This is a genomic window from Pseudomonas sp. DC3200b2 (assembly GCF_049895785.1).
GTDB lineage: Bacteria > Pseudomonadota > Gammaproteobacteria > Pseudomonadales > Pseudomonadaceae > Aquipseudomonas > Aquipseudomonas massiliensis.
Map to the genome: position 1 here is coordinate 223780 of NZ_JAFCTA010000005.1, position 19481 is coordinate 243260.

The window sequence follows — 19481 nt, forward strand, 5'->3', positions numbered from 1 at the left end:
GCGACCGCCGCGCCTTCGCCTCAAGGGGCTCGCAGAACCGCGGCGGCGGTGGCCACGTTGTGGGCCAGGTGAACAGGGTTGATGGTGCCGACGATGGCCGCGGTCACGCCCGGCTGACCGAACAAGGCCTGGAAACTGGCCCGTACCGGGTCTATGCCTGGCTGTAAGCAGACATGGCCGCTGGCCAAGGCTTTTTTTATCAGAATGCCTTTGCCATGTGACGCTGCGTATTCAATGACCGGGCGTTCCGCCTGTTCGTTCAGATTGTAAGTGACCATCGCGCAGTCGCCATGCTCCAGCGCCTTGAGCCCCCCGGCAACGGTTTTACCGGAAAAACCATAGGCGAGGATTTTGCCCTCCTGTTTCAGCCGGGCCAGGGTAGGGTACACGTCGGTTCGCTGGAGTATGTCCAGGTCGTTGCCATCCGAATGCACCAGAACCAGATCGAGGCGATCGGTCTCCAGCCTTTTCAGGCTGCGCTCCACTGAAAAACGGGTGTGCTCGGCACTGAAGTCGAAACGGGACTGGTTGTTCTCGAATTCCTCACCCACCTTGCTCACGATCACCCACTGGTCGCGCTGGCCTCGCAACAGGGGCCCCAGGCGGGTTTCGCTGTGGCCATAGGCCGGCGCGGTGTCCAGCAGGTTGATGCCCAGGGCTTGGGCCTGGCGCAATAGCGCCGCGGCCTGCTGGTCGTCAGGAATGGTGAAGCCGTTGGGGTATTTTACTCCCTGGTCGCGTCCGAGCTTCACCGTGCCCAGACCCAGGGGTGATACCTTCGCGCCCGTTGCGCCCAGCTGGCGCCACAAGCCGTGCAGGCTAGGCAGGCTCATGGCAACGCCGCCCAGGCAGGCACGCCCAGGGGCGGTGCCGGTAACGGTGGCAATGGCTCGGCGGGCCCAGGGCGAACGCCGTCGCGCTCCAGCGCGGCGATTACCCGGTCGGTGAAGTCCGGCGCCAGGGCCAGTTTGGTGGGCCAGCCCACCAGCAGGGGGGCATCGGTGGCCAGGAAGGCATTGTCCGGGCGAACCAGGCCTGACTGGGCAGGCTCGGCGCGATCCACCCGCAAGGTGGACCAGTGCAGGCCGCTCTGGTCCAGCCAGGGCAGCAATTGGCCAAGCTCACGTTGGGCCGCTTCGATCTGCTGGGCTTCACTGCGGGCCACGCCGTCCGCCTCGGCCAATTCGCCGCCCAGGTACCAGACCCACTGACCATCGCTGCCAGGGTGGGTGGTCACTGTCAGCCGCGGCTTGGGACCGCCACCCAGGCAGTGGGCATACAAAGGCTTGAGCGCCGGGCCCTTGACCAGCACCATGTGCAGCGGACGCCGCTGCATGGCCGGCTGCGCTACCCCGAGTTCGCTGAGCAGCGCTTCGTTGCCCGCGCCGGCGCTGAGCACGATGCGTTGCGCTCGGATGTCGCGGCCGTCGACGCGCAGGCCCACCAAGCGGCCGTCTTCACGCAAAGGCTGCAGGCATTCACCGGCCAGCAGGCTGCCAGCAGCCAGTTCGGCCAGACGAGCCACCAGGCTCGGTACGTCCACCACCAACTCGGCCAGGCGGTAGACCTTGCCCCTGAAGGCCGGGTTTTGCAGCGCTGGCGGAAGCTGGTCACCCTTGACCGTATCCACCCGGCCACGCACGGCCTTGCTGGCGAAAAAGCTGGTCAGGTTGCCCGCCAGGGTGCCGGGTGACCACAGATAATGAGCATCGGATAACAGACGCACACCGCGCAGGTCCAGCTCACCCATGCCTGCCAAGGCCTCGCGCCAGCGCCTGGGCATGTCGGCGATGGCTTCGGAAGCGCCGGTAAGCGCGCCATGCAGGGCGTATTTCGCCCCCCCGTGAATGATGCCCTGGGCCTTGAGGGTCTGGCCGCCCCCCAAGGGGCCGCGCTCGACCAGCAGGGTAGACCAGCCAGCCCGGCGCAAGCGCGCGTTCAGCCACAGGCCAGCGACGCCTGCGCCGACGATGAGCACATCAGTGGAAATGGGGGTGGGCATGAGCGACCTCGTGTACAAACCGGCCCGCAGTATACCTTTACTCAGCAAGCTCGGCGTCGCTCTGCCTGGCTCAGTGCCCCGCGGTTTTCGAGAACAGCTGTATCACCACCACCCCGGCCACGATCAACCCCATGCCCGCCATGGCCGGAACATCCAGGCGCTGCCCATAAACAAAGAGCGCGGCGATGCTTACCATCACAATGCCCATCCCCGCCCAGATCGCATAGGCAATGCCTACCGGGATGCTGCGCACCACCAGAGTGAGCATGAAGAAGGCGATGCCGTACCCCAGGATGACCAGCGCCAGGGGCAAAGGCGTGCTCAGGCCCTTCACCGCCTTCATGGAAACGGTGGCGATCACTTCGGCGCAGATGGCGATGGCGAGGTAGTAGTAGGCAGTCATTGAAGCGGTCCGTCGGCTGTTTTCGGTCATTCTAGGGAAGCGGAGGGGGAGGCGACAGCAGACGCAAGGATATTTGCGTTCATCTCCGTCGAGGCGGACTTTATGATACGGCTCAATAGGTGTATGCGCTTATACACCTATCAGGCGGGAGAGTTCTCCATGGATACTGTTCGTTGGAATCTGGCCGTGTCGGCTGAAATTGATCGCAAGCTTCGCATGTTTCTTGCGAGCCAGGGTGGAGGGCGCAAAGGCGACCTTTCCAGATTCATCGAAGAAGCAGTTCGCTGCTACATCCTTGAGCAAAGCGCCAAGCAAGCGAAGCTGACAAACGCCGAATTATCTGAGGAAACTGTCAGCGGCGCGGTAGAAGAAGCACTTACGTGGGCTCGTAGATCCTGATGCGGGTGGTGTTGGACAGCAATATCGGTTCGAGCTGGTGACTTCCCGTCATCAGCTTGACGAGATCCGGCGGGCGAGCCGATATCCTAAGCTTCGAGCAATTCTGCAACCGGCCAAGGTTGGAGCGATGGTGGACAACCTTCAGCGAGCCATTGTGCCGGAGCGGCTATTGATCACGGAGGAGACGGAGGACCCCGATGACGCTTTTCTTTCAAGCATGGCCCTGGCTGGCGAGGCTGATTATCTGATCACAGGTGACCGCCGGGCTGGTTTGCTCCAGCGGGAACGATTCGGTCGAGCCCGAATAGTCACTCCGGCCTAGTTCTGCTACCAGGCCTTGTAGACGCCATCTTCACATACCCTTGGCAACGCCTATCCATTCGAATGTATCAATCTCTATATAACGCGCAATGTGTTTGCGGATGTTATTGAGATTGATTACCATCCCGGCGGCCCGGGTGAAGGGTGTTCCTCGCACCCGAATGACGCGGTGGCAAGTACAGTCTGTTTCCTCGCGCTTGCGCCGCTTCAATACCATTCGCTGACCGGCTCATAGACGGGGGCGCTGTACCGCAGCCCACAAGCCCGCAAGGCCGGTCTGCTTACCGCAACGTGGCATACAAAGGACATAAGATGAACGTTCACCGGGGAATCACGCAGCTGTTCACAAGCCGTCGCGCCCAGCGCTCGTTGCTGGCAGGGGTTTCAGCCAGCCTTCTGGCGCCGTTTCCGCTCAGCGCGCTGGCCGAGACGGTCGCCTTGCAGGAGCCGGCCGTGGAGCTGGACACCCTGACGGTCGAGGGCAATCGGCTGTACGACATGCCACCTTCCGAGCAAACCGGTGGCTATACCGTCGACTCGGCCACGGTAGGCAGCAAGACCCCGGCCGCCCTGCGTGACATTCCCCAGTCCACCACCAGCTACACCAACGAGTACATCCGCGACCGCCAGTTCGTGCACCTCGATGACCTGGCCAAGTACACCGCTGGCCTGCGAACCCTGAGCAACGACAGCGGCCGTTCGTCCATCTATGCCCGCGGCTATGAGTACGACGAATTCAACATCGACGGCCTGCCCGCGCCCATGGCCAGCATCTTCGGCACCGTGCCGTCGCTGGTTGCCTTCGACCGGGTGGAAGTGATGCGCGGCCCGTCCGGGCTGTTCAACAGCACCAGCGAGCTGGGCGGCGTGGTGAACATGGTGCGCAAGCGCCCGACCTCCGAGTTCCAGGGCCATGTGGAAGGCCGCTACGGCACCTGGGACCAGAATTACCAGGAAGTGGACGTCTCCGGCCCGCTGGATGAAGCCGGCCGCGTGCGTGGGCGTTTCATCGCCTCTCGCGCCGACACCAATGGCGAGGCGGACTACAACGACAACACCAGCAACACCTACTACGGCGCGCTGGACGTTGACCTGAACGACAGCACGCAGTTGTCCTTCGGTCTGCTGCACGAAGTCAAGAACCTGAGCCCCAACAACGGCTACCCCACTGACAGCAAGGGCAACCTGCTGAACTTCAGCCACTCGAAGTTCTTCGGCGCGGACTGGAACTCCTTCGACGGCAAGACCACGGACCTCACCGCCGAGCTGACCCACCGCTTCGAAAACGGCGGCTATGGCCGTATCGCCCTGCGCGGCTCCCAGCGCGACACCCAGTACATGTATGCCTTCACCGGCGGCGCGGTAAAGGCTGATGGAAGCACTAGCCTGCGTGCTACGGCCCGGGACTTCGAGCAAGACACCTTCTCCATGGACGCCAGCTACAGCCAGCCCTTCGCGGCCCTGGGCCAGGTGAGCGAGTTCGTGGTGGGGACCGACTACAAGCACTACAACACCAGCTATAAGGATGGTACGAAAGCTAATCTGGCATCGATCAATGTCTATAACTATGATCCGAGTAGCGTAGCCAAGCCTTCCAAGTTCTATACCAGCCAGGTGGATACTGACGAGCAGGAGCTGGGCCTGTATTCGAAGGTCACCTTCCGCCCCATCGAGCGGCTGGCGCTGATCGGTGGCGCGCGCTTGAGCAACTACCGTGGCGAGGGCTACACCACCACGCTGTCCAGCGGCGCTAAAAGTGGCAGCGACCGTGACGTCAACAGCCATGTGACCCCTTACGGCGGCCTGGTCTTCGACCTGGACGAGCATCACTCGCTCTACGCCAGCTACTCCCAGGTGTTCAAGCCGCAATCCCAGGTCGGCCAGGACGGCAAGCTGATCAAGCCTCATGAAGGCGAGCAGTTCGAGGTAGGCATCAAGGGCAGCTACCTGGACGGCAACCTCAACGCCCGGGTGTCGACCTTCCAGCTGAACGACAAGAACCGGGCGGTCAACCCGGTGGATGCCAATGGGAACACTGCGAGCTACTACGTAGCCCAAGGTAAATCGCGCATCCGCGGCGCCGAGTTCGAGGTCAGCGGTAACCTCACCCCCAACTGGGACGTGATCGCCGGTTACACCTATATGAAAACCGAGACCCTAGAGGGCGCGGCCACTACTGCGTTCATGACTATGCCTCGCCATCAGGCTTCGGTATGGAGCAAATACACCTTGGACGGTGGGCTTCTATCTGGGCTGAGTCTAGGTGCGGGCGTTACTGGCATGAGCGATTTCTATATAGAGGGTAGCAACTACAAGATCAGCGCGCCGGGCTATGCCACCGTGGATGCCAAACTGGCCTACCCGGTCACCAAGCAGCTTACCGCCACCCTGGACGTGAACAACCTGTTCGACCGGGATTACTACTCCCGCGTCGGCTCGGTGTCCACCTTCAACATGTACGGCCCATCGCGTAGCCTCACTGTGGGCGCGCGCTACGACTTCTGACCCCTCAAGCGTCGCGGCCGGCTCACCCCGGCCCGTGGCCGCACCTGGAACGCGCTGATGCCTGACACCGCCCGCAGCGCCTGGCTGCAGCGTAGCGACATCGCTACCGAACACTGGTGGCAGGCAGTGGCCGTCGAAGGCACGCCGCTGATCGAAGCGGCGGGGCCTGGCCACTGCCTACTGACTTTCCTATGGCGAGACCCTCAAGGGCGCGCCGAGCACTCCAGTACCCAACGGGTATGGATCAACATCACCGGCGTCACTGATCACCATCAACCTGGCGGGCCGCGTAGCCTGACGCGCTGGGGTGATACGGACCTGTGGTACTTCCAGATCGAACTGCCCGCTACCTGGCGAGGCACCTACAGCCTGATTCCCAGCGAGCAAGCGGCAGGGCCGGAAGGCGATCGCGAGGCGCTGCGAGCCTGGTGGCGTGCACGCTTCCAGGCCGCGCGCCCGGACCCGCTCAATCGCGCGCGGGGCTGGACGGGGCAACGTGGCATCCAGGTTTCCACGGCGCAACTGCCCGAGGCTCCGGCGCAAGCCGCCTGGGCAGGTTTCGATCGCGGTGAGCCCTGGCCCGCCCCAGGCTTTCCCCGCTGGCAGGCCTTGGAGTGGGACAGCCCGATGCTGGGCAACAAGCGCCGGGTGTGGCTGGGCGTCACGGGCGACGACAGCGACCAGCGGCGTCCCCTGGCCTTGCTGCTCGATGGCAGGTTCTGGGCCGAAACCGTACCGGTAGGCCCTGCCATCGCCCAGTTGACGGGGGCAGGCGTACTGCCCGGCGCCGTTTACCTGCTGATCGACAATATCGACAGCCAGCATCGCGCTCGCGAACTCACCTGTAATCCTGATTTCTGGCACGCCGTGCAACAGGAGCTGCTGCCCTTGGCGCGCCACCATGCCTGCTTCAGCGAGGCCGCCGCTACCACTGTAGTGGCCGGGCAAAGCTTCGGCGGCCTCTCGGCGCTCTACGCCGGCTTACATTGGCCAGAGCGTTTCGGCTGCGTACTGAGCCAATCCGGCTCCTATTGGTGGCCAAGGCGCGAAGCGGCGGACGCCGCCAGCGATGGCTGGCTGATTCAGCAGCTCGAACAGGGACTGGGGCAAGGGGCTGACCTGAAGCTCTACCTGGAAGCGGGGCAGCGCGAACCGCTGATCGATCGGGCCAACCTGCGCCTGGTTGAGCTGCTGACCGAGCGGGGTTGGGCTTTCGATTGGCGCCGCGTGGACGGCGGCCACGATGCTCTCTGTTGGCGCGGCGGCCTGCTCGATGGCCTGGCCTCGCTCTGGGCGGATGTCGCCCGTTAGCCGTTTTCGTTTTTGGATTGAAAAGGATACGCCCGTGGAACAGCTCAACCCCTTCGATGATCCCGATCAACTGTGCTACGTCCTGGCCAATGGGCAAGGCCAGCATAGCCTGTGGCCTGCCTTCGCGGTCATCCCGGCTGGCTGGCGTCAGGTCCATGGCCCCGCCAGCCGGGAAGCCTGTGGCCAGTGGGTGGAGCTAGCCTGGACGAGCCTGGCCGCGGCCGAGGGGAGCGAACAATGATCGAACTCAACGCAAGCATGGCAACCGAGCGCGAGCTGCCGCTGGTGGCGGCGCAACCGGGCATCTGGGTAGCCGACCAGCTCACGCCCCACCCTAACGCTTACGCCGTGGCCCATTATGTGGAGCTGGACGGTGAGCTGAACCTGGATGTCCTGCGCCAGGCCATCGCGGATGGAATGGCGGAAGTCGATACCCTGCGGATGGTGTTCGAGGAACGCGACGGCGTGCCCACCCAGCGCTTCGACCCGCGGGCGCCTTTGCCTGAAGCGGTGGTGCTGGACATGCGCGGCCAGCCAGACCCGCATGCTGCCGCCCGGGCGTGGATGCAGGCGGATTTGCGCCAGGACCTGCGCGCCACGGCCAAGGGTTTGCAGTGGAGCAATGTGCTGCTGCGCACCGGCGAACAGCGTTGGTGCTGGTACCAGCGTTACCATCACCTGGCGCTGGACGGCTACAGCTTCGCTGGCCTTACCCGTCGTATCGCCCAACGCTACAGCGCGGCCATGCGCGGCGAAGCGCCCGGGCCGTCGCCCTGGACGCCTTTCGAGCGAGTGGTGGAGGAATATCAGGCCTACGAGGCATCGGACAAATACCAGCAGGACCGCGCCTTCTGGCAGGAAAAAGCCAGCCAACTGCCCCCGGCGGTCAGTCTCTCGCCCGCTCCGCTTGGCGGACAGGTACCTACGACCCAACTGCTGCGCGAACGCTGCGTCGTCGCGCCTGATACGCTGCGCCCCCTGATCGCTGCCGCCGAGGCACAGCGCCTGAGCGCGGCGGACGTGGCCGTGGCGCTGGTAGGGCTTTGGCTGTCGCGCCTGGGTGGGCTGGACGATTTCACCACGGGCTTCATCTTCATGCGCCGCCTGGGCTCGGCGGCGGCCACCGCGGCGGGCGCGGTCATCAACGTATTGCCGATGCAAGTGCGTGTGGGGGCCGAAGACCGCCTTGTGGATCTGGCGGCGACCGTGGCCAAGGAACTCAGGACGCTGCGCCGCCGCCAGCGTTATGAAGCTGAGCAGATCCAGCGGGACCTGGGCCGCGTCGGCGATGCCCAGCCGCTGTATGGCGCGGTGATCAACCTCAAGCTGTTCGACTTCCAGCTGGACCTGGCGGGTGTGCCAGGTACCACCCACGCGTTGGCTGCGGGGCCGGTGCGGGACCTGGAAATCACCCTTTATCTGGATCAGGCCCAGCAGTTGACTCTTGAGGTACTGGCCAACGCCGAGCGCTATGAAGTCCGGGCCTTGGCGCGGCATGTCCAGCGCTTCGGCTGGCTGGCCCGCCAGTTCGCCGCGGACCCACAACAGCCTTGCCAGGCGGTCGACCTGCTGGACGCCACGGACCATGCCCTGCTGGCCAAGGTGAACGATACGGCACGCTTCCTGAGTGAGGACACGCTGGCCAGTCTACTGCGCCGGCAGGCCGAACTCACCCCAGGGGCGCCAGCGCTTTCCGACGCGGAACATCAGCTGGATTATCGGCAGGTGCGCGAACAGGTAGTGGCTTTGGCCCAGCGCCTGGTTCAGCAGGGTGTGCGCCCTGGCGATACCGTTGCCGTCGCGATGCCGCGCTCGGTGTTCCTGTCGTTGGCCCTGATGGCCATTCTGGAAGTAGGGGCGGCCTATCTGCCGCTGGACAGCGGCTACCCGGATGAGCGTCTGGCGCTGATGCTGGAGGACGCCAGCCCGCGCCTGGTGCTGGCCTCGGCGGACCAGGCCGAGCGCCTGGGCAACGCCTGCGCCAGCCCGATGTTGCGCTATGACACCCTGCTGCAGGCCGACCCGGCACTGCCCCGCGGCTTCCGTGGACCAAGCCCTGCCAGCGCGGCCTATATCATCTACACGTCCGGCTCCACCGGTCGCCCAAAGGGGGTCGTGGTAGGGCACCAGGCCATCGTCAACCGCTTGCAGTGGATGCAGCACCAATACCCCATCGGCTTGGCCGACGTGGTATTGCAGAAAACCCCGAGCAGCTTCGACGTTTCGGTATGGGAGTTCTTCTGGCCCTTGATGGTAGGCGCGCGGCTGCATATGGCCCCGCCCGAGGCGCACCGGGACCCGGAGGCCTTGCAGCGGCTGATCGAGCAGGAGCGCGTCACCACCATGCACTTCGTGCCTTCGATGCTGGCCGCTTTCGTCGCGACCCTTGACGCTCCCGAAGCGGTGGCGCGCTGCAGGCCGCTTCGCCAGGTGTTCTGCAGTGGCGAAGCCCTGCCCACCGAGCTATGCCGCCGCTGGGAGCGGCGTACCGGCGTAGCTCTGCATAACCTTTACGGCCCGACCGAGGCGGCGGTGGATGTCAGCTGGTACCCGGCCCATGGCCCGGTCCTGGCCGAGGTCAGCGGCGCCAGCGTGCCCATCGGCTTTGCGGTCTGGAACACCGGCCTGCGCATTCTCGACCGTCGCCTGCGCCAGGTACCGCCCGGCGTAGCGGGGGACCTGTACCTGACGGGGGTGCAACTGGCCCACGGTTATCTGGGGCGAGCGGAACTGACCGCCAGCCGGTTCGTGGCCGACCCCTACGCGGACGGCCAGCGTATGTACCGTACCGGTGATGTGGCCCGCTGGCTGGACAACGGCGCAGTGGAGTACCTGGGGCGCAGCGATGACCAGTTGAAGATTCGAGGGCAGCGCATCGAACTCAGCGAGATCGACCATGCCTTGCTGGCGCTCCCCGGCGTAGCCCAGGCCGTGACCCACGCCCGTGTGTTGAGCGACACCGCCCCGGCCGACGGCGGCGATGCCCGGCAACTGGTGGGCTATGTAATTGCCCAGCCAGGCGTCGAGCTGGACCTGGAGGCCTTGCGCGGCACCCTTGCGGACCGCCTGCCGGCTCATATGGTGCCGGTGGCCTTGGTACCCCTGGACGCCTTCCCCCTGGGGGCCACCGGCAAGCTGGACCGCAAGGCCTTGCCGCCGCCGAACGTGCAGAGCAAGGCCGCCGGCCGCGCCCCGGCGCCCGGCCTGGAACAGCGCATCGCCGAAGCCTTCGGGCAGATCCTGGGCCGCGATGACGTTCACGCCGAAGACGACTTCTTCGCCTTGGGCGGGCATTCGTTGCTGGCCATGACCTTGGCCGCGACCTTGCGCCGAACCCTGGAGCGACCCGTGGCCGTGGGCCAGGTGATGATCGCGTCCTCGGTCGAGCGCCTGGCGCGCCTGCTCGAAACCCAGCGCAGCGAAGCCGAGGCCCAGGCCGCCGGTGCCGACGCGTTGCTGCCGTTGCGCCCGGGCAAGGGGCCGACCCTGTTCTGCTTCCATCCTGCCTCCGGCTTCGCCTGGCAGTTCAGTGTGTTGCAGCGCTATATCGATCCGCACTGGGCGCTGGTGGGCATTCAGTCGCCTCGTGGCCAGGATTCCTCGCCGCCAGGCCCATTGCAGCGCGGCCAGCACCTGGACGAAGTCTGCGAAGCTCACCTGACCCTGGTTCGCAGCGTGCAGCCCCACGGGCCCTATCACTTCCTGGGTTATTCCCTGGGTGGCACCCTGGCCCACGGTATTGCCGCGCGCCTGCGCGACGCTGGGGAGGAAGTGGCTTTCCTGGGCCTGCTCGATACCTATCCACCGGAAACCCAGAACTGGGACGAACGCGCCGGCCAGCACCAGTTGGACCCGGAAGTGCTGGCGGAAGTGAACCGAGAGCGGGAACAGTTCCTGGCGGCCCAGCGCGGCGTGCTGGGCGAAGCGGGGGGTGAAGGCGGAACCCGGTTGTTCGAGCAGATCGAGGCCAACTACGGCGACGCCGTGCGCCTGCTGGCGACCGCCCGCAGTGTTCACTTCGCGGGTACCGCCACTCTGTACGTGGCGGAGAAGACCCTGCCCCTGGGTATGGACGTGAACCAGACCTGGGGCCGCTTCGTCGACAAGCTGGCCGTGCAACGCCTGGATTGCGCCCACGTGGACATTATCTCGCCAGCGATGCTGGCCCAGGTGGGGCCGATGATCAACCGTGCCTTGAAGGCGCTGTAAAAGCGGGGCGCGCACCCTATGGGAACCAGCGCTAGCTGGTGAATAATGGGTGACACTGATAGGCGCCCATTCGCCGGCTAGCGCTGGCGCCTACGGGGTTCGCTGGATCATGGGCGCCGGCCAGGGCGGCTACCCAGCGGAATGATCAGCGGGGTATGGGCGACCGGGTCTTCGATGATGGTGCAAGGCAGATCGTAGACCTGCTGGATCAGCTCCACCGTAACGATGTCTTTGGGGCGGCCGCTGGCGACGATCTTGCCGTCGCGCATGGCGATCAGGTGGGTGGCGTAGCGGCAGGCCTGGTTGAGGTCGTGCAAGACCACCGCCAGGGTATGGCCGTGGTCCTGGTTCAGGTGTTCGAGCAGCTCGAGCAGCTCGATCTGATGGGTGATGTCCAGCCAGGTGGTGGGTTCGTCCATCAATACCAGCGGGGTTTGCTGGGCCAGTACCATGGCGATCCATACCCGCTGACGCTGGCCGCCAGACAAGGTATCCACAGGCTCGGCCCAGAGGCCGTCGACGCCGGTGGCCGCCATGGCCTTTTGCACGGCGCGTTCGTCCTCGGCCCGCCAGCGGCTGAGCAGGCCCTGATGAGGATAGCGGCCCCGGGCGACCAGGTCCTTGACGGTGATATCCCCTGGGGCGCTGGCGCTTTGCGGTAGCAGGCTCAAGCGCCGCGCCACTTCCTTGGTGGGGTAGGCATGAATCGCCTGACCGTCGAGCCACACCTGCCCGCCGGCCGGCTGCAGCAGGCGACTGAGGCTGCGCAGCAGGGTCGACTTGCCACAGGCGTTCGGGCCGATGATCACGGTCAGCTCGCCTTCCGGGATAACCACCGAAAGGTCGCGCACCACCACCTTGCCATCGTAGGCGAGGGTCAGGTCCGTGGCGCTGAGCCGGCTGGCAACAGGGGGGCGTAGGGTCATCGGCGAGCCTCGCGAATCAGCAGAGCGATCAGGTACAGCCCGCCCACACTCACAGTGATCAGGCCAACAGGCACTTGATAGGGGCTGAGCAGGTGTTGCGCGGCGAAGTCCGCGCTTAGCAGCAGAAACGCTCCGCTCAGCGCGGCCATGGGCAACGCCAGGGCCTGGCCACCACTAAGGCGACGGGCGATCTGGGGCGCGGCCAGAGCCACGAAGGCAATGGGCCCTGCCACCGCGGTTGCCGCCGCGGCCAAGGCGATACCCGCCAGCAACAGCCACAGCCGCGAGCGCTCCACGGGTACGCCCAGGGCACAGGCCAGGTCGTCGCCCATTTCGAGCAGGCGCATGCGCCGGCTCAACAGCAAGGCGGCGATCAGCGCCAGCCCGATGATCGCCAGCGCCGGCGCGGCCTTGGCCCAGGTCACTCCATTGAGCGAACCGGCGTTCCACAAGCCCGCCGAAACCGCCGTATCCAGGGTGGTGTTGGTCACCAGCCAATTGTTCACTGCGAGCAGAAAAGCCCGTACGCCCAGGCCGATGACGATCAGGCGCAACGCGCTCAGGCTGCCGTTCCAGGCCAGGCGGTAGACCAGCCCGGCGGTAAGCAGGCCACCGAGCATGGCGGCGCCGGTGCTGGCCAGTACGCTGCCCTTGAAAAGCACCACCAGCACCAGTACGCCGGTATAGGCGCCGAGATTGAAGCCAAGAATGTCCGGGCTCCCCAGCGGGTTGCGCAGCAATGATTGGAAAATGGCCCCGCTTACCCCCAGGGCCGCGCCCAGGCACAGCGCGGCCACGACCCGAGGCAGGCGCCACTCCATCACGACCAGGCGCATGGCGTTCGGCCCACGGCCGAGCAGGACGTCGAGAAGCTGCTCGGGCGCGAGCGCCAGGGTGCCTTTGCCCAAGGCATAGAACCCTAGGCAAACGCAGGCCACGGCCAGGCCGAGGGCGCATCCCAGCACGCGCGGCCGCAGCCAAGCCCCGCTGGCAACGCCCCTTGCAAGGCCGCTCACAGGGCCACCAAGCGACTGCGCCGCGCCAGCAGCACCAGCATGGGCGCCCCCAGCAAGGCGGTGACAATGGATACCCGCAACTCCGTGGCGGTGAGCACTCGGCCGAGGGTGTCCGCCAGCAACAGCAACAAGGGCGTGATCAGCAACACAGCCGGCAGCGCGCGGCCATGAGCCGGGCCGGCGACGCGCCGCGCCATGTGCGGCACCATCAGCCCAACGAAGGCGACCGGCCCCACCAGCGCCGTGGTAGCGCCACATAGCAGGGTGATGCAGACCAACCCCAGTACCTGTGTACGCAGCACACCGGTTCCGAGGGCCGCGGCCAGGTCATCGCCCAGTCCCAGGCTGTCCAGCGAGCGAGCCAGGCTCAGGGCCAGCAGCACGCCGCCGATGATGGCGGGCGCCGCCCAGTGCAGCAGGGCGAAGTCACGGATATCCAGGGAGCCTGCCTGCCAGTAGCGAACGTGGTCGTACACCAGCGGGTGCAGCAGTGAAATACCCGAGCCGAGGCCTTCCAGCGCGGCGCCCAGGGCTACCCCGACCAACAGCAGGCGTACCGGGCTGAAGCGGCGCCCACTGGCCATGCCCGTGAGCGTAACCAGCAGCGCGGCGGCCAGGGCCCCGGCACAGGCCCAGGCCAGATAGGCAAAGGGGCTCTGGGCGGAGAAGAAGGCGATGCCGACGGTGATGGCGAAGCTGGCGCCGGCATTGACCCCGAGCACCCCGGGATCAGCCAGCGGGTTGCGCGTCAGGGTTTGCATCAGCACTCCAGCGGTGCCCAGAGCGATGCCCGCCACCAGGCCGGCCAGGGTTCGCGGCAGGCGTGCATCGGTGACCAGGGTGCAGACAGGGGTGGCGCACTGGCCGGCCAGGGCATGGGCGACCTCGGCCAAGGGAACATAGCTGGCGCCGACCTGCAGGCTGAGCGCAATGGCCAACGACAAGGCAAGGCCCAGCCCAAGGAGGGTAAAGGCAAAACGCATGGGAAGCGGTTACTCGAGCGGCTGCATGTATCTGCGGTAATACGAAGCATTGTCCAATGCCACTGAGTATCGGATGCTACCATGCCCGGCGACTCCGATGTAGAAACCTTTCCCGCCGTGGTGAGCATGAGTAAACCTTCATTGTTGATCGACCTGAGCCTGCTCAGAACCCATCCCGCCTTTCGCGCCGTATTCATTGCCCGGCTGATTTCCATCCTTTCCCTGGGCCTGCTGGCCATGGCCGTGGCGGTACAGGTGCAGGCCATGACCGGCTCGCCCGCTCAGGTAGGCCTGTGCGTGACCCTTACCGGCATAGGGATGTTCGTCGGGCTGGTGTTCGGTGGCGTGCTGGCTGACCGCTACGAGCGGCGGCGGCTGATTTTGCTGGCACGCTCGACCTGCGGGCTCGGTTTCCTGAGCCTTGCGCTCAACGCCGCGTTGCCCGAGCCTTCGCTGCTGGCCATTTATGTTCTGGGTTGCTGGGACGGCTTCTTCGGCGCCATTGGCGTGACCGCCCTGCTGGCGGCCACGCCGGCATTGGTCGGGCGGGAAAACATGGTGCGCGCCGGGGCGATCAGCCAGCTCACCGTGCGCCTGGGCACTGTAGCCTCGCCCTTGCTTGGTGGCCTGTTGATCGCTCAGGGCGGCGTACTCTGGAATTACCTGGCGACCGCTTTCGGAACGCTGCTGACCGTGCTCTTGCTGCTGCGGCTACCCGCCTTGCCGGCGCCCCAGGCGCAACGGGAACATCCCTTGCGCGCTCTGGCCACAGGCTTGAAGTTCCTGCTCACCAACAAGGTGGTGGGCGCGGTGGCCCTGGTCGGGGCCTTGGTGACCATGGCCAGCGCCGTGCGTGTGTTGTATCCGGCGCTGGCTTCTGATTGGCATCTGCAAGGGGGCCAGCTTGGCCTGCTCTTCGCCGCGACCCCTTTCGGCGCGGCGCTTGGCACCCTCACAAGCGGGCGGGTGGGCGCGCACGCCAAGCCGGGGCAACTGATGCTGTTCACGGCCATGGGCGCCTTTGCCTGCATCCTGCTGTTCGGCCTGGCGCCCGGGTTCAGCCTGGCCTGGTTCTGCCTGGCCGCGTTCGGCTACCTCAGCGCGATCAACGCTCTGTTGCAATACGCGATCATCCAGGCGCAGACACCGGATGCCTTGCTGGGGCGAGTCAATGGCCTATGGACCGCCCAGAACATCTGCGGCGACGCCGTGGGCGCGGCCTTGCTCGGTGGGCTTGGCGCCTGGGTCAGCCCCACCGCCGCGGCTACCGGCTTCGGCATGGCCGCCGTCCTGGCTGGGTTGATGATCGCGTTGGGCCTGACCGGGCTGCGGCGGCTTGGGCCGGCGACGGCCTCTTGAGACGGTCGGGAGTCGCTCAGTGGACAAAGGCCGCTTCGAGGCGATCCAGCAAATGCCCCGCGCTGTAGTAGTCCAGCCGGAAGGTATCGTTACCGAGGGCGTACAAGTGCTGTGACTTCACCGCTGGCAGGTGGGCCAGCAAAGTATTGCCCTTGAGCGCGTCCGCGTCGCTGGCTTCGGCGGCGAACATCAGCCAGCTCTGCCCGTTCAGCCCCGCCGCCAGGTGCTCGCCGCCCACCTGCACGATGTCCTTGCGTTTGCCCTGGCTGACGAAGATGGGAAGGTCCGACGGCGGCGTTGCGAGTTCGAAACCCAGGGAAGTCAGCAAGCGGCCCTGGGCGGACTCGCCAGTCCACAGATTGGCCTGGCGAGCGGAGGCGTTGTACACGAATGCGGTTACAGGTTGCGGAGGCAGTTGCAACCGCCCCTTGAGCGCAGTGACCCGCTGGGAAAATGCATCGATGCGCGCCTCGGCTTGAGCCTCATGGCCCGAAGCGCGGCCCAGCAGGCGCATCACGTCTTGCCAGCTCTGGTCGTCGTAGTCCACCACCAGCGTAGGGGCAATCGACGAGAACTGGCTGTACAGGGCGGCGGCGGAGTCGGCGCCCGAAGCGCTGACAATGATCAGGTCTGGCGCCTCGGCCGCCACGGCTTCGGCGTTGGCCTCTCCAATGTATAGCCGTTTTACCTGACGCTGCGCGGCCACCTCGCCCCATTGCCGGAAGAACCCTTGCCCATCGGCGAAGCGGTTGTTCGGTGCCGTGGCGCCGCTGGCGATGACTGGGGCGTCCAAGGCCAGCAGCGAACCGGTAAGGGTAACGCTGGTGGAGACGATGCGCTGCGGCGGCTTGTCCAAGGTCACTTCGCCCATGCGGCTAGGCAGGGTACGTGGCCAGCCTTCATCGGCCTGGGCCACCAGGGCAAGGCCCAGGGTGAATGCTAGTGCCAGGCATTGGGCGAGGCGGTGAAAGCCGAGCAGGGGGCGAGACGACATCAGTGACTCCCAGGGAGACGAGAAAGACTCGCATTTTCGGCGGCCTTCAGTGAGTTCGCAACCCGGCCGTTTTTTCAGGCTTTTAAGCCTTCGTATTCAGACGGTTACCTATTGATAAAAACGCTGGCAGGGGGATGCCAGCATTGACATAGGATAGCTGGCTACCTACCCTGAAATAGTTTGATAACAATTCTCGTTACGCTTTTGGTGAAAAAATATGACCGCAGCTTCTGTGACTAGCCTTGCGCTGGACAGCGGGTCCGGGATGGCCGTCCCTACAGCCGATACCGCCGAATTTCTTTTCCGCTCAGGTACCCGGTGCCTTCGCGGGGAGGGGGTTTTCAGCTCCATCACAACGCCGGCGGCCACATCCGGGGGTCAAGCCCTGATGGTCGCGGTAGAGCAGGCTTTCGAAAGGGCGCGAGCCGCCGGCATCGAGCAGCCCGTGCTGATGGGGGCCATCCCCTTCGACACCACCGAGCCTTCCTGTCTATACGTGCCTGCCAGATACCGTTGGGTTGAGGGCGAACCTGCTCGCCCGCAGCCAGGCGCGGCGGGCTCGGCGCCCACCGTACTGAGCCAGCGCAGCGTGCCGGACGAAGCGGGTTTCAAGGCGGCTGTCAGCCAGGCGATCGCCAACTTCCGTAGCAGCACCATTCGCAAGGCAGTGCTCTCACGCATGCTTGAGCTTCAGCTGGACGGGCCCGTGCAGGTGGAAAATATCCTGGCGCGCCTGGCGCAACAGAATGCCCAGGGTTATCACTTCCGCATTCCCTTGCCTGGAGAAGGCGAGTTGATCGGGGTAAGCCCGGAGCTGCTGGTGCGCAAGCGCGGCAACCGCCTGTACAGCAATCCCTTGGCCGGTTCGGCGAAACGCCGCGTCGATGCCCAGGAAGACCGGAGCGTGGCCGACGCCTTGCTGAACTCGGAGAAGGACCACTACGAGCACCGTCTGGTGGTCGAGGATATTCGCCGTGTCCTGACCCCCCATTGCACACAGTTGCACATCCCGGAGCAGCCTTCGCTGCTGAGCACCGCTGCCATGTGGCACCTGTCCACCGCGCTGGAAGGCGAGCTGCGCGACCCTCGGCATTCCTCCTTGCAATTGGCCTGCAAGCTGCATCCCACCCCCGCGGTCTGCGGGGCGCCCACGGATCTGGCGCGCAAGCTGATCAACCTGGTCGAGCCCTTCGAGCGCGGGCTGTTCACCGGCATGGTGGGCTGGTGCGATGCGGCCGGCAATGGTGAATGGGTAGTGACCATCCGCTGCGGCACCGTGGTTGGGGATCGGCTGCGTCTGTTCGCGGGGGCGGGTATCGTCGAGGCGTCCGACCCGGCGGCGGAATGGGCCGAAACCCAGGCCAAGCTGGGTACCATGCTGGCGGCCTGCGGCCTGGCGGAGGGCCAGGCATGAGCATCGCTTTCACACCCTGGCCGGCCGAGCTGGCCGCGCGTTATCGGGCCAAGGGTTACTGGCTCGACCTGCCCATGACCCACATCCTGCAAGAGCAGATGCGTCAGCGGCCCGAGGCACCGGCCATCCTGTGCGGGGAGCGCAGCTTCAGCTACGCCCAGCTCGATAGCCTGTCGGCCAGTCTGGCCGCGGCCCTTCATCAGCAGGGGCTGCGTACCCATGACACCGCCCTGGTGCAACTGCCGAACCAGGCCGAGTTCTTCATCACCTACCTGGCGTTGCTCAAGCTGGGTGTCGCCCCGGTCAACGCCTTGTTCAGCCACCAGCGTCTGGAATTGCTTGCCTATGCCAGGCAAATCCAGCCGCGTCTGGTCATTGGCTCGACCCAGCACCCGCTGTTCGCCAACGGCGATTTCCTCAACGAGCTCCGGGATGTGTCGCCGAGCCTGCATGCCGTTGTGCTCGAGGCCAGCGAGGGCGCGCCATTGCCTACCGGCTGTCTAAGCCTGGCCGATTGCCTTGCCGCGCCCGCTGAGGGCTATGCACCGACACCTACCCCGGCAGACCAGGTCGCCTTCTTCCAGCTGTCAGGTGGCAGCACAGGTACGCCCAAGCTGATTCCCCGCACGCACAATGATTACTACTACAGCGTGCGCCGTAGCGTGGAGATCTGCCAGCTGAGCCCGGAAACCCGCTTCCTCTGCGCGCTGCCGGCGGGGCATAACTACACCATGAGTTCGCCTGGGGTGCTGGGCGTGTTCGTGGCCGGTGGTACCGTGGTCATGGCCCGCGATCCTGAACCCTTGAACTGCTTTGCGCTGATCGAGCGGCACCAGGTCGATTGGGTACCCCTGGTGCCTCCCGCGGTTGCCCTGTGGCTGAAGGAAGCGCCTGGGCACCTGCCACGCCTGGCTTCGCTCAAGACAATCCAGGTAGGCGGTGCCAACTTCGCCGAAGCCCTGGCCCGTCGGGTTCCCGCTGAGTTGGGCTGCCAGTTGCAACAGGTGTTCGGCATGGCCGAGGGCCTGGTGAACTACACCCGCCTGGACGACGAGCCCGAGCGCATCTTCACCACCCAGGGCTGCCCGATGAGCCCGGACGATGAGATCCGTGTAATGGATGTAGACGGCCAGCCTGTGCCCCAGGGGCAGCCCGGCATGCTGGCGACACGAGGCCCCTATACCTTCAGGGGCTATTACCAGAGCCCGGAGCACAATGCCCAGGTATTCGACGCCGAAGGCTTTTATTACTCCGGAGACCTGGTCGAACAGGATGCCAAGGGCTATCTGCGCGTGGTTGGCCGGGTGAAAGACCAGATCAACCGGGGCGGAGAAAAGATCGCCGCGGCCGAGGTGGAAAACCTGCTGTTGCAGCATCCCGGCATTACCCATGCGGCAGTGGTCGCCATGCCGGATGAGCTCATGGGCGAGAAGAGCTGCGCTTGTGTGGTGGCCAGTGACAGCGCCCTCAAGCCCGCGGCCCTACGCAAATACCTGCGTGCCCAGGGCGTGGCCGAATTCAAGCTGCCGGATCGCTTCCAGTTCCTGGAGCAGCTACCTCTCACCGCCGTCGGCAAGATCGACAAGCAGCGCCTGCGCAATGCCCTGCAGGCGTCTTCAAGCGAACAGTGATAAGGCTT

Annotated in this window: 15 protein-coding genes and 1 pseudogene; 9 read left to right on the forward strand and 7 right to left on the reverse strand. The window is 65.3% G+C overall.

Annotated features, from left to right (window positions below):
* Positions 1 to 20: 20 nt before the first annotated feature.
* The 3 genes from ACP691_RS16240 to ACP691_RS16250 all read right to left on the reverse strand — a co-directional run bounded on the left by ACP691_RS16240 (position 21) and on the right by ACP691_RS16250 (position 2405).
* Positions 21 to 833: an aldo/keto reductase gene (locus ACP691_RS16240; RefSeq protein ID WP_426151494.1), complete on the reverse strand. Its 813-nt coding sequence runs from the start codon at positions 831 to 833 to the stop codon at positions 21 to 23.
* Positions 830 to 2002: an NAD(P)/FAD-dependent oxidoreductase gene (locus tag ACP691_RS16245; protein ID WP_426151492.1), complete on the reverse strand. Its 1173-nt coding sequence runs from the start codon at positions 2000 to 2002 to the stop codon at positions 830 to 832. Before ACP691_RS16245 ends, ACP691_RS16240 begins: the two co-directional genes overlap by 4 nt.
* A 70-nt stretch (positions 2003 to 2072) precedes the next feature.
* Positions 2073 to 2405, reverse strand: a complete 333-nt coding sequence (locus ACP691_RS16250) for a DMT family transporter (RefSeq protein ID WP_040259647.1) — start codon at positions 2403 to 2405, stop codon at positions 2073 to 2075.
* A gap of 159 nt (positions 2406 to 2564) precedes the next feature.
* Here ACP691_RS16250 and ACP691_RS16255 point away from each other — a divergent pair, with 159 nt between their 5' ends.
* From ACP691_RS16255 to ACP691_RS16280, 6 genes and pseudogenes are all read left to right on the forward strand, one after another.
* The gene (locus ACP691_RS16255) at positions 2565 to 2804 is read left to right on the forward strand and encodes a ribbon-helix-helix domain-containing protein (protein WP_426151490.1); all 240 of its coding nucleotides are present in this window, start codon (positions 2565 to 2567) and stop codon (positions 2802 to 2804) included.
* A gap of 25 nt (positions 2805 to 2829) precedes the next feature.
* A pseudogene (locus ACP691_RS16260) lies at positions 2830 to 3126 on the forward strand (PIN domain-containing protein); the annotation flags it as partial.
* Between the two features lie 311 nt (positions 3127 to 3437).
* A complete protein-coding gene (locus ACP691_RS16265; protein WP_426151488.1) occupies positions 3438 to 5630 on the forward strand; it encodes a TonB-dependent siderophore receptor in 2193 nt (730 codons plus the stop codon).
* Between the two features lie 57 nt (positions 5631 to 5687).
* Positions 5688 to 6941, forward strand: a complete 1254-nt coding sequence (gene fes, locus ACP691_RS16270; protein WP_426151486.1) for an enterochelin esterase — start codon at positions 5688 to 5690, stop codon at positions 6939 to 6941.
* A 34-nt stretch (positions 6942 to 6975) separates the two neighbouring features.
* The gene (locus ACP691_RS16275) at positions 6976 to 7182 is read left to right on the forward strand and encodes an MbtH family protein (protein WP_426151484.1); all 207 of its coding nucleotides are present in this window, start codon (positions 6976 to 6978) and stop codon (positions 7180 to 7182) included.
* Complete coding sequence (locus tag ACP691_RS16280) at positions 7179 to 11150, forward strand: enterobactin synthase subunit F (RefSeq protein ID WP_426151482.1); 3972 nt, start codon at positions 7179 to 7181, stop codon at positions 11148 to 11150. The genes ACP691_RS16275 and ACP691_RS16280 overlap by 4 nt, the downstream gene beginning before the upstream one ends.
* A gap of 107 nt (positions 11151 to 11257) precedes the next feature.
* Here ACP691_RS16280 and ACP691_RS16285 read toward each other — a convergent pair whose 3' ends face one another.
* Genes ACP691_RS16285 through ACP691_RS16295 form a run of 3 tightly spaced genes read right to left on the reverse strand, consistent with a single transcriptional unit; the run spans position 11258 to position 14075 of the window.
* Positions 11258 to 12076, reverse strand: coding sequence for an ATP-binding cassette domain-containing protein (locus ACP691_RS16285; RefSeq protein ID WP_426151480.1), 819 nt, complete (start codon positions 12074 to 12076; stop codon positions 11258 to 11260).
* Positions 12073 to 13092: an iron-enterobactin ABC transporter permease gene (gene fepG, locus ACP691_RS16290; RefSeq protein WP_426151478.1), complete on the reverse strand. Its 1020-nt coding sequence runs from the start codon at positions 13090 to 13092 to the stop codon at positions 12073 to 12075. The genes ACP691_RS16285 and fepG overlap by 4 nt, the downstream gene beginning before the upstream one ends.
* Positions 13089 to 14075: an iron chelate uptake ABC transporter family permease subunit gene (locus ACP691_RS16295; protein WP_426151476.1), complete on the reverse strand. Its 987-nt coding sequence runs from the start codon at positions 14073 to 14075 to the stop codon at positions 13089 to 13091. Before ACP691_RS16295 ends, fepG begins: the two co-directional genes overlap by 4 nt.
* An 81-nt stretch (positions 14076 to 14156) precedes the next feature.
* On the opposite strand from ACP691_RS16295, the gene entS reads away from it, so the two are divergent.
* Positions 14157 to 15434 (forward strand): enterobactin transporter EntS, encoded by a 1278-nt coding sequence (gene entS, locus ACP691_RS16300; protein WP_426151474.1) that lies wholly within the window; start codon positions 14157 to 14159, stop codon positions 15432 to 15434.
* Between the two features lie 16 nt (positions 15435 to 15450).
* On the opposite strand, the gene fepB is transcribed toward entS, so the two are convergent.
* Positions 15451 to 16428, reverse strand: coding sequence for a Fe2+-enterobactin ABC transporter substrate-binding protein (gene fepB / locus ACP691_RS16305; protein ID WP_426151472.1), 978 nt, complete (start codon positions 16426 to 16428; stop codon positions 15451 to 15453).
* A 388-nt stretch (positions 16429 to 16816) separates the two neighbouring features.
* On the opposite strand from fepB, the gene ACP691_RS16310 reads away from it, so the two are divergent.
* Together ACP691_RS16310 and ACP691_RS16315 are read left to right on the forward strand one after the other, a co-directional pair.
* Complete coding sequence (locus tag ACP691_RS16310) at positions 16817 to 17842, forward strand: isochorismate synthase (protein WP_426151470.1); 1026 nt, start codon at positions 16817 to 16819, stop codon at positions 17840 to 17842.
* Positions 17839 to 19473 carry a (2,3-dihydroxybenzoyl)adenylate synthase gene (locus ACP691_RS16315; RefSeq protein WP_426151468.1) on the forward strand — a complete coding sequence of 545 codons (1635 nt, stop codon included), beginning with the start codon at positions 17839 to 17841 and terminating at the stop codon, positions 19471 to 19473. Before ACP691_RS16310 ends, ACP691_RS16315 begins: the two co-directional genes overlap by 4 nt.
* Positions 19474 to 19481: the final 8 nt, after the last annotated feature.

Excerpts from the sequence above, each read along its gene's own strand:
- ACP691_RS16240 (WP_426151494.1), bottom strand. The coding sequence starts at position 833 with ATGAGCCTGCCTAGCCTGCACGGCTTGTGGCGCCAGCTGGGCGCAACG.
- ACP691_RS16245 (WP_426151492.1), bottom strand. The coding sequence starts at position 2,002 with ATGCCCACCCCCATTTCCACTGATGTGCTCATCGTCGGCGCAGGCGTC.
- ACP691_RS16250 (WP_040259647.1), bottom strand. The coding sequence starts at position 2,405 with ATGACTGCCTACTACTACCTCGCCATCGCCATCTGCGCCGAAGTGATC.
- ACP691_RS16255 (WP_426151490.1), top strand. The coding sequence starts at position 2,565 with ATGGATACTGTTCGTTGGAATCTGGCCGTGTCGGCTGAAATTGATCGC.
- ACP691_RS16265 (WP_426151488.1), top strand. The coding sequence starts at position 3,438 with ATGAACGTTCACCGGGGAATCACGCAGCTGTTCACAAGCCGTCGCGCC.
- fes (WP_426151486.1), top strand. The coding sequence starts at position 5,688 with ATGCCTGACACCGCCCGCAGCGCCTGGCTGCAGCGTAGCGACATCGCT.
- ACP691_RS16280 (WP_426151482.1), top strand. The coding sequence starts at position 7,179 with ATGATCGAACTCAACGCAAGCATGGCAACCGAGCGCGAGCTGCCGCTG.
- ACP691_RS16285 (WP_426151480.1), bottom strand. The coding sequence starts at position 12,076 with ATGACCCTACGCCCCCCTGTTGCCAGCCGGCTCAGCGCCACGGACCTG.
- ACP691_RS16295 (WP_426151476.1), bottom strand. The coding sequence starts at position 14,075 with ATGCGTTTTGCCTTTACCCTCCTTGGGCTGGGCCTTGCCTTGTCGTTG.
- entS (WP_426151474.1), top strand. The coding sequence starts at position 14,157 with ATGCCCGGCGACTCCGATGTAGAAACCTTTCCCGCCGTGGTGAGCATG.
- fepB (WP_426151472.1), bottom strand. The coding sequence starts at position 16,428 with ATGTCGTCTCGCCCCCTGCTCGGCTTTCACCGCCTCGCCCAATGCCTG.
- ACP691_RS16310 (WP_426151470.1), top strand. The coding sequence starts at position 16,817 with ATGGTCGCGGTAGAGCAGGCTTTCGAAAGGGCGCGAGCCGCCGGCATC.
- ACP691_RS16315 (WP_426151468.1), top strand. The coding sequence starts at position 17,839 with ATGAGCATCGCTTTCACACCCTGGCCGGCCGAGCTGGCCGCGCGTTAT.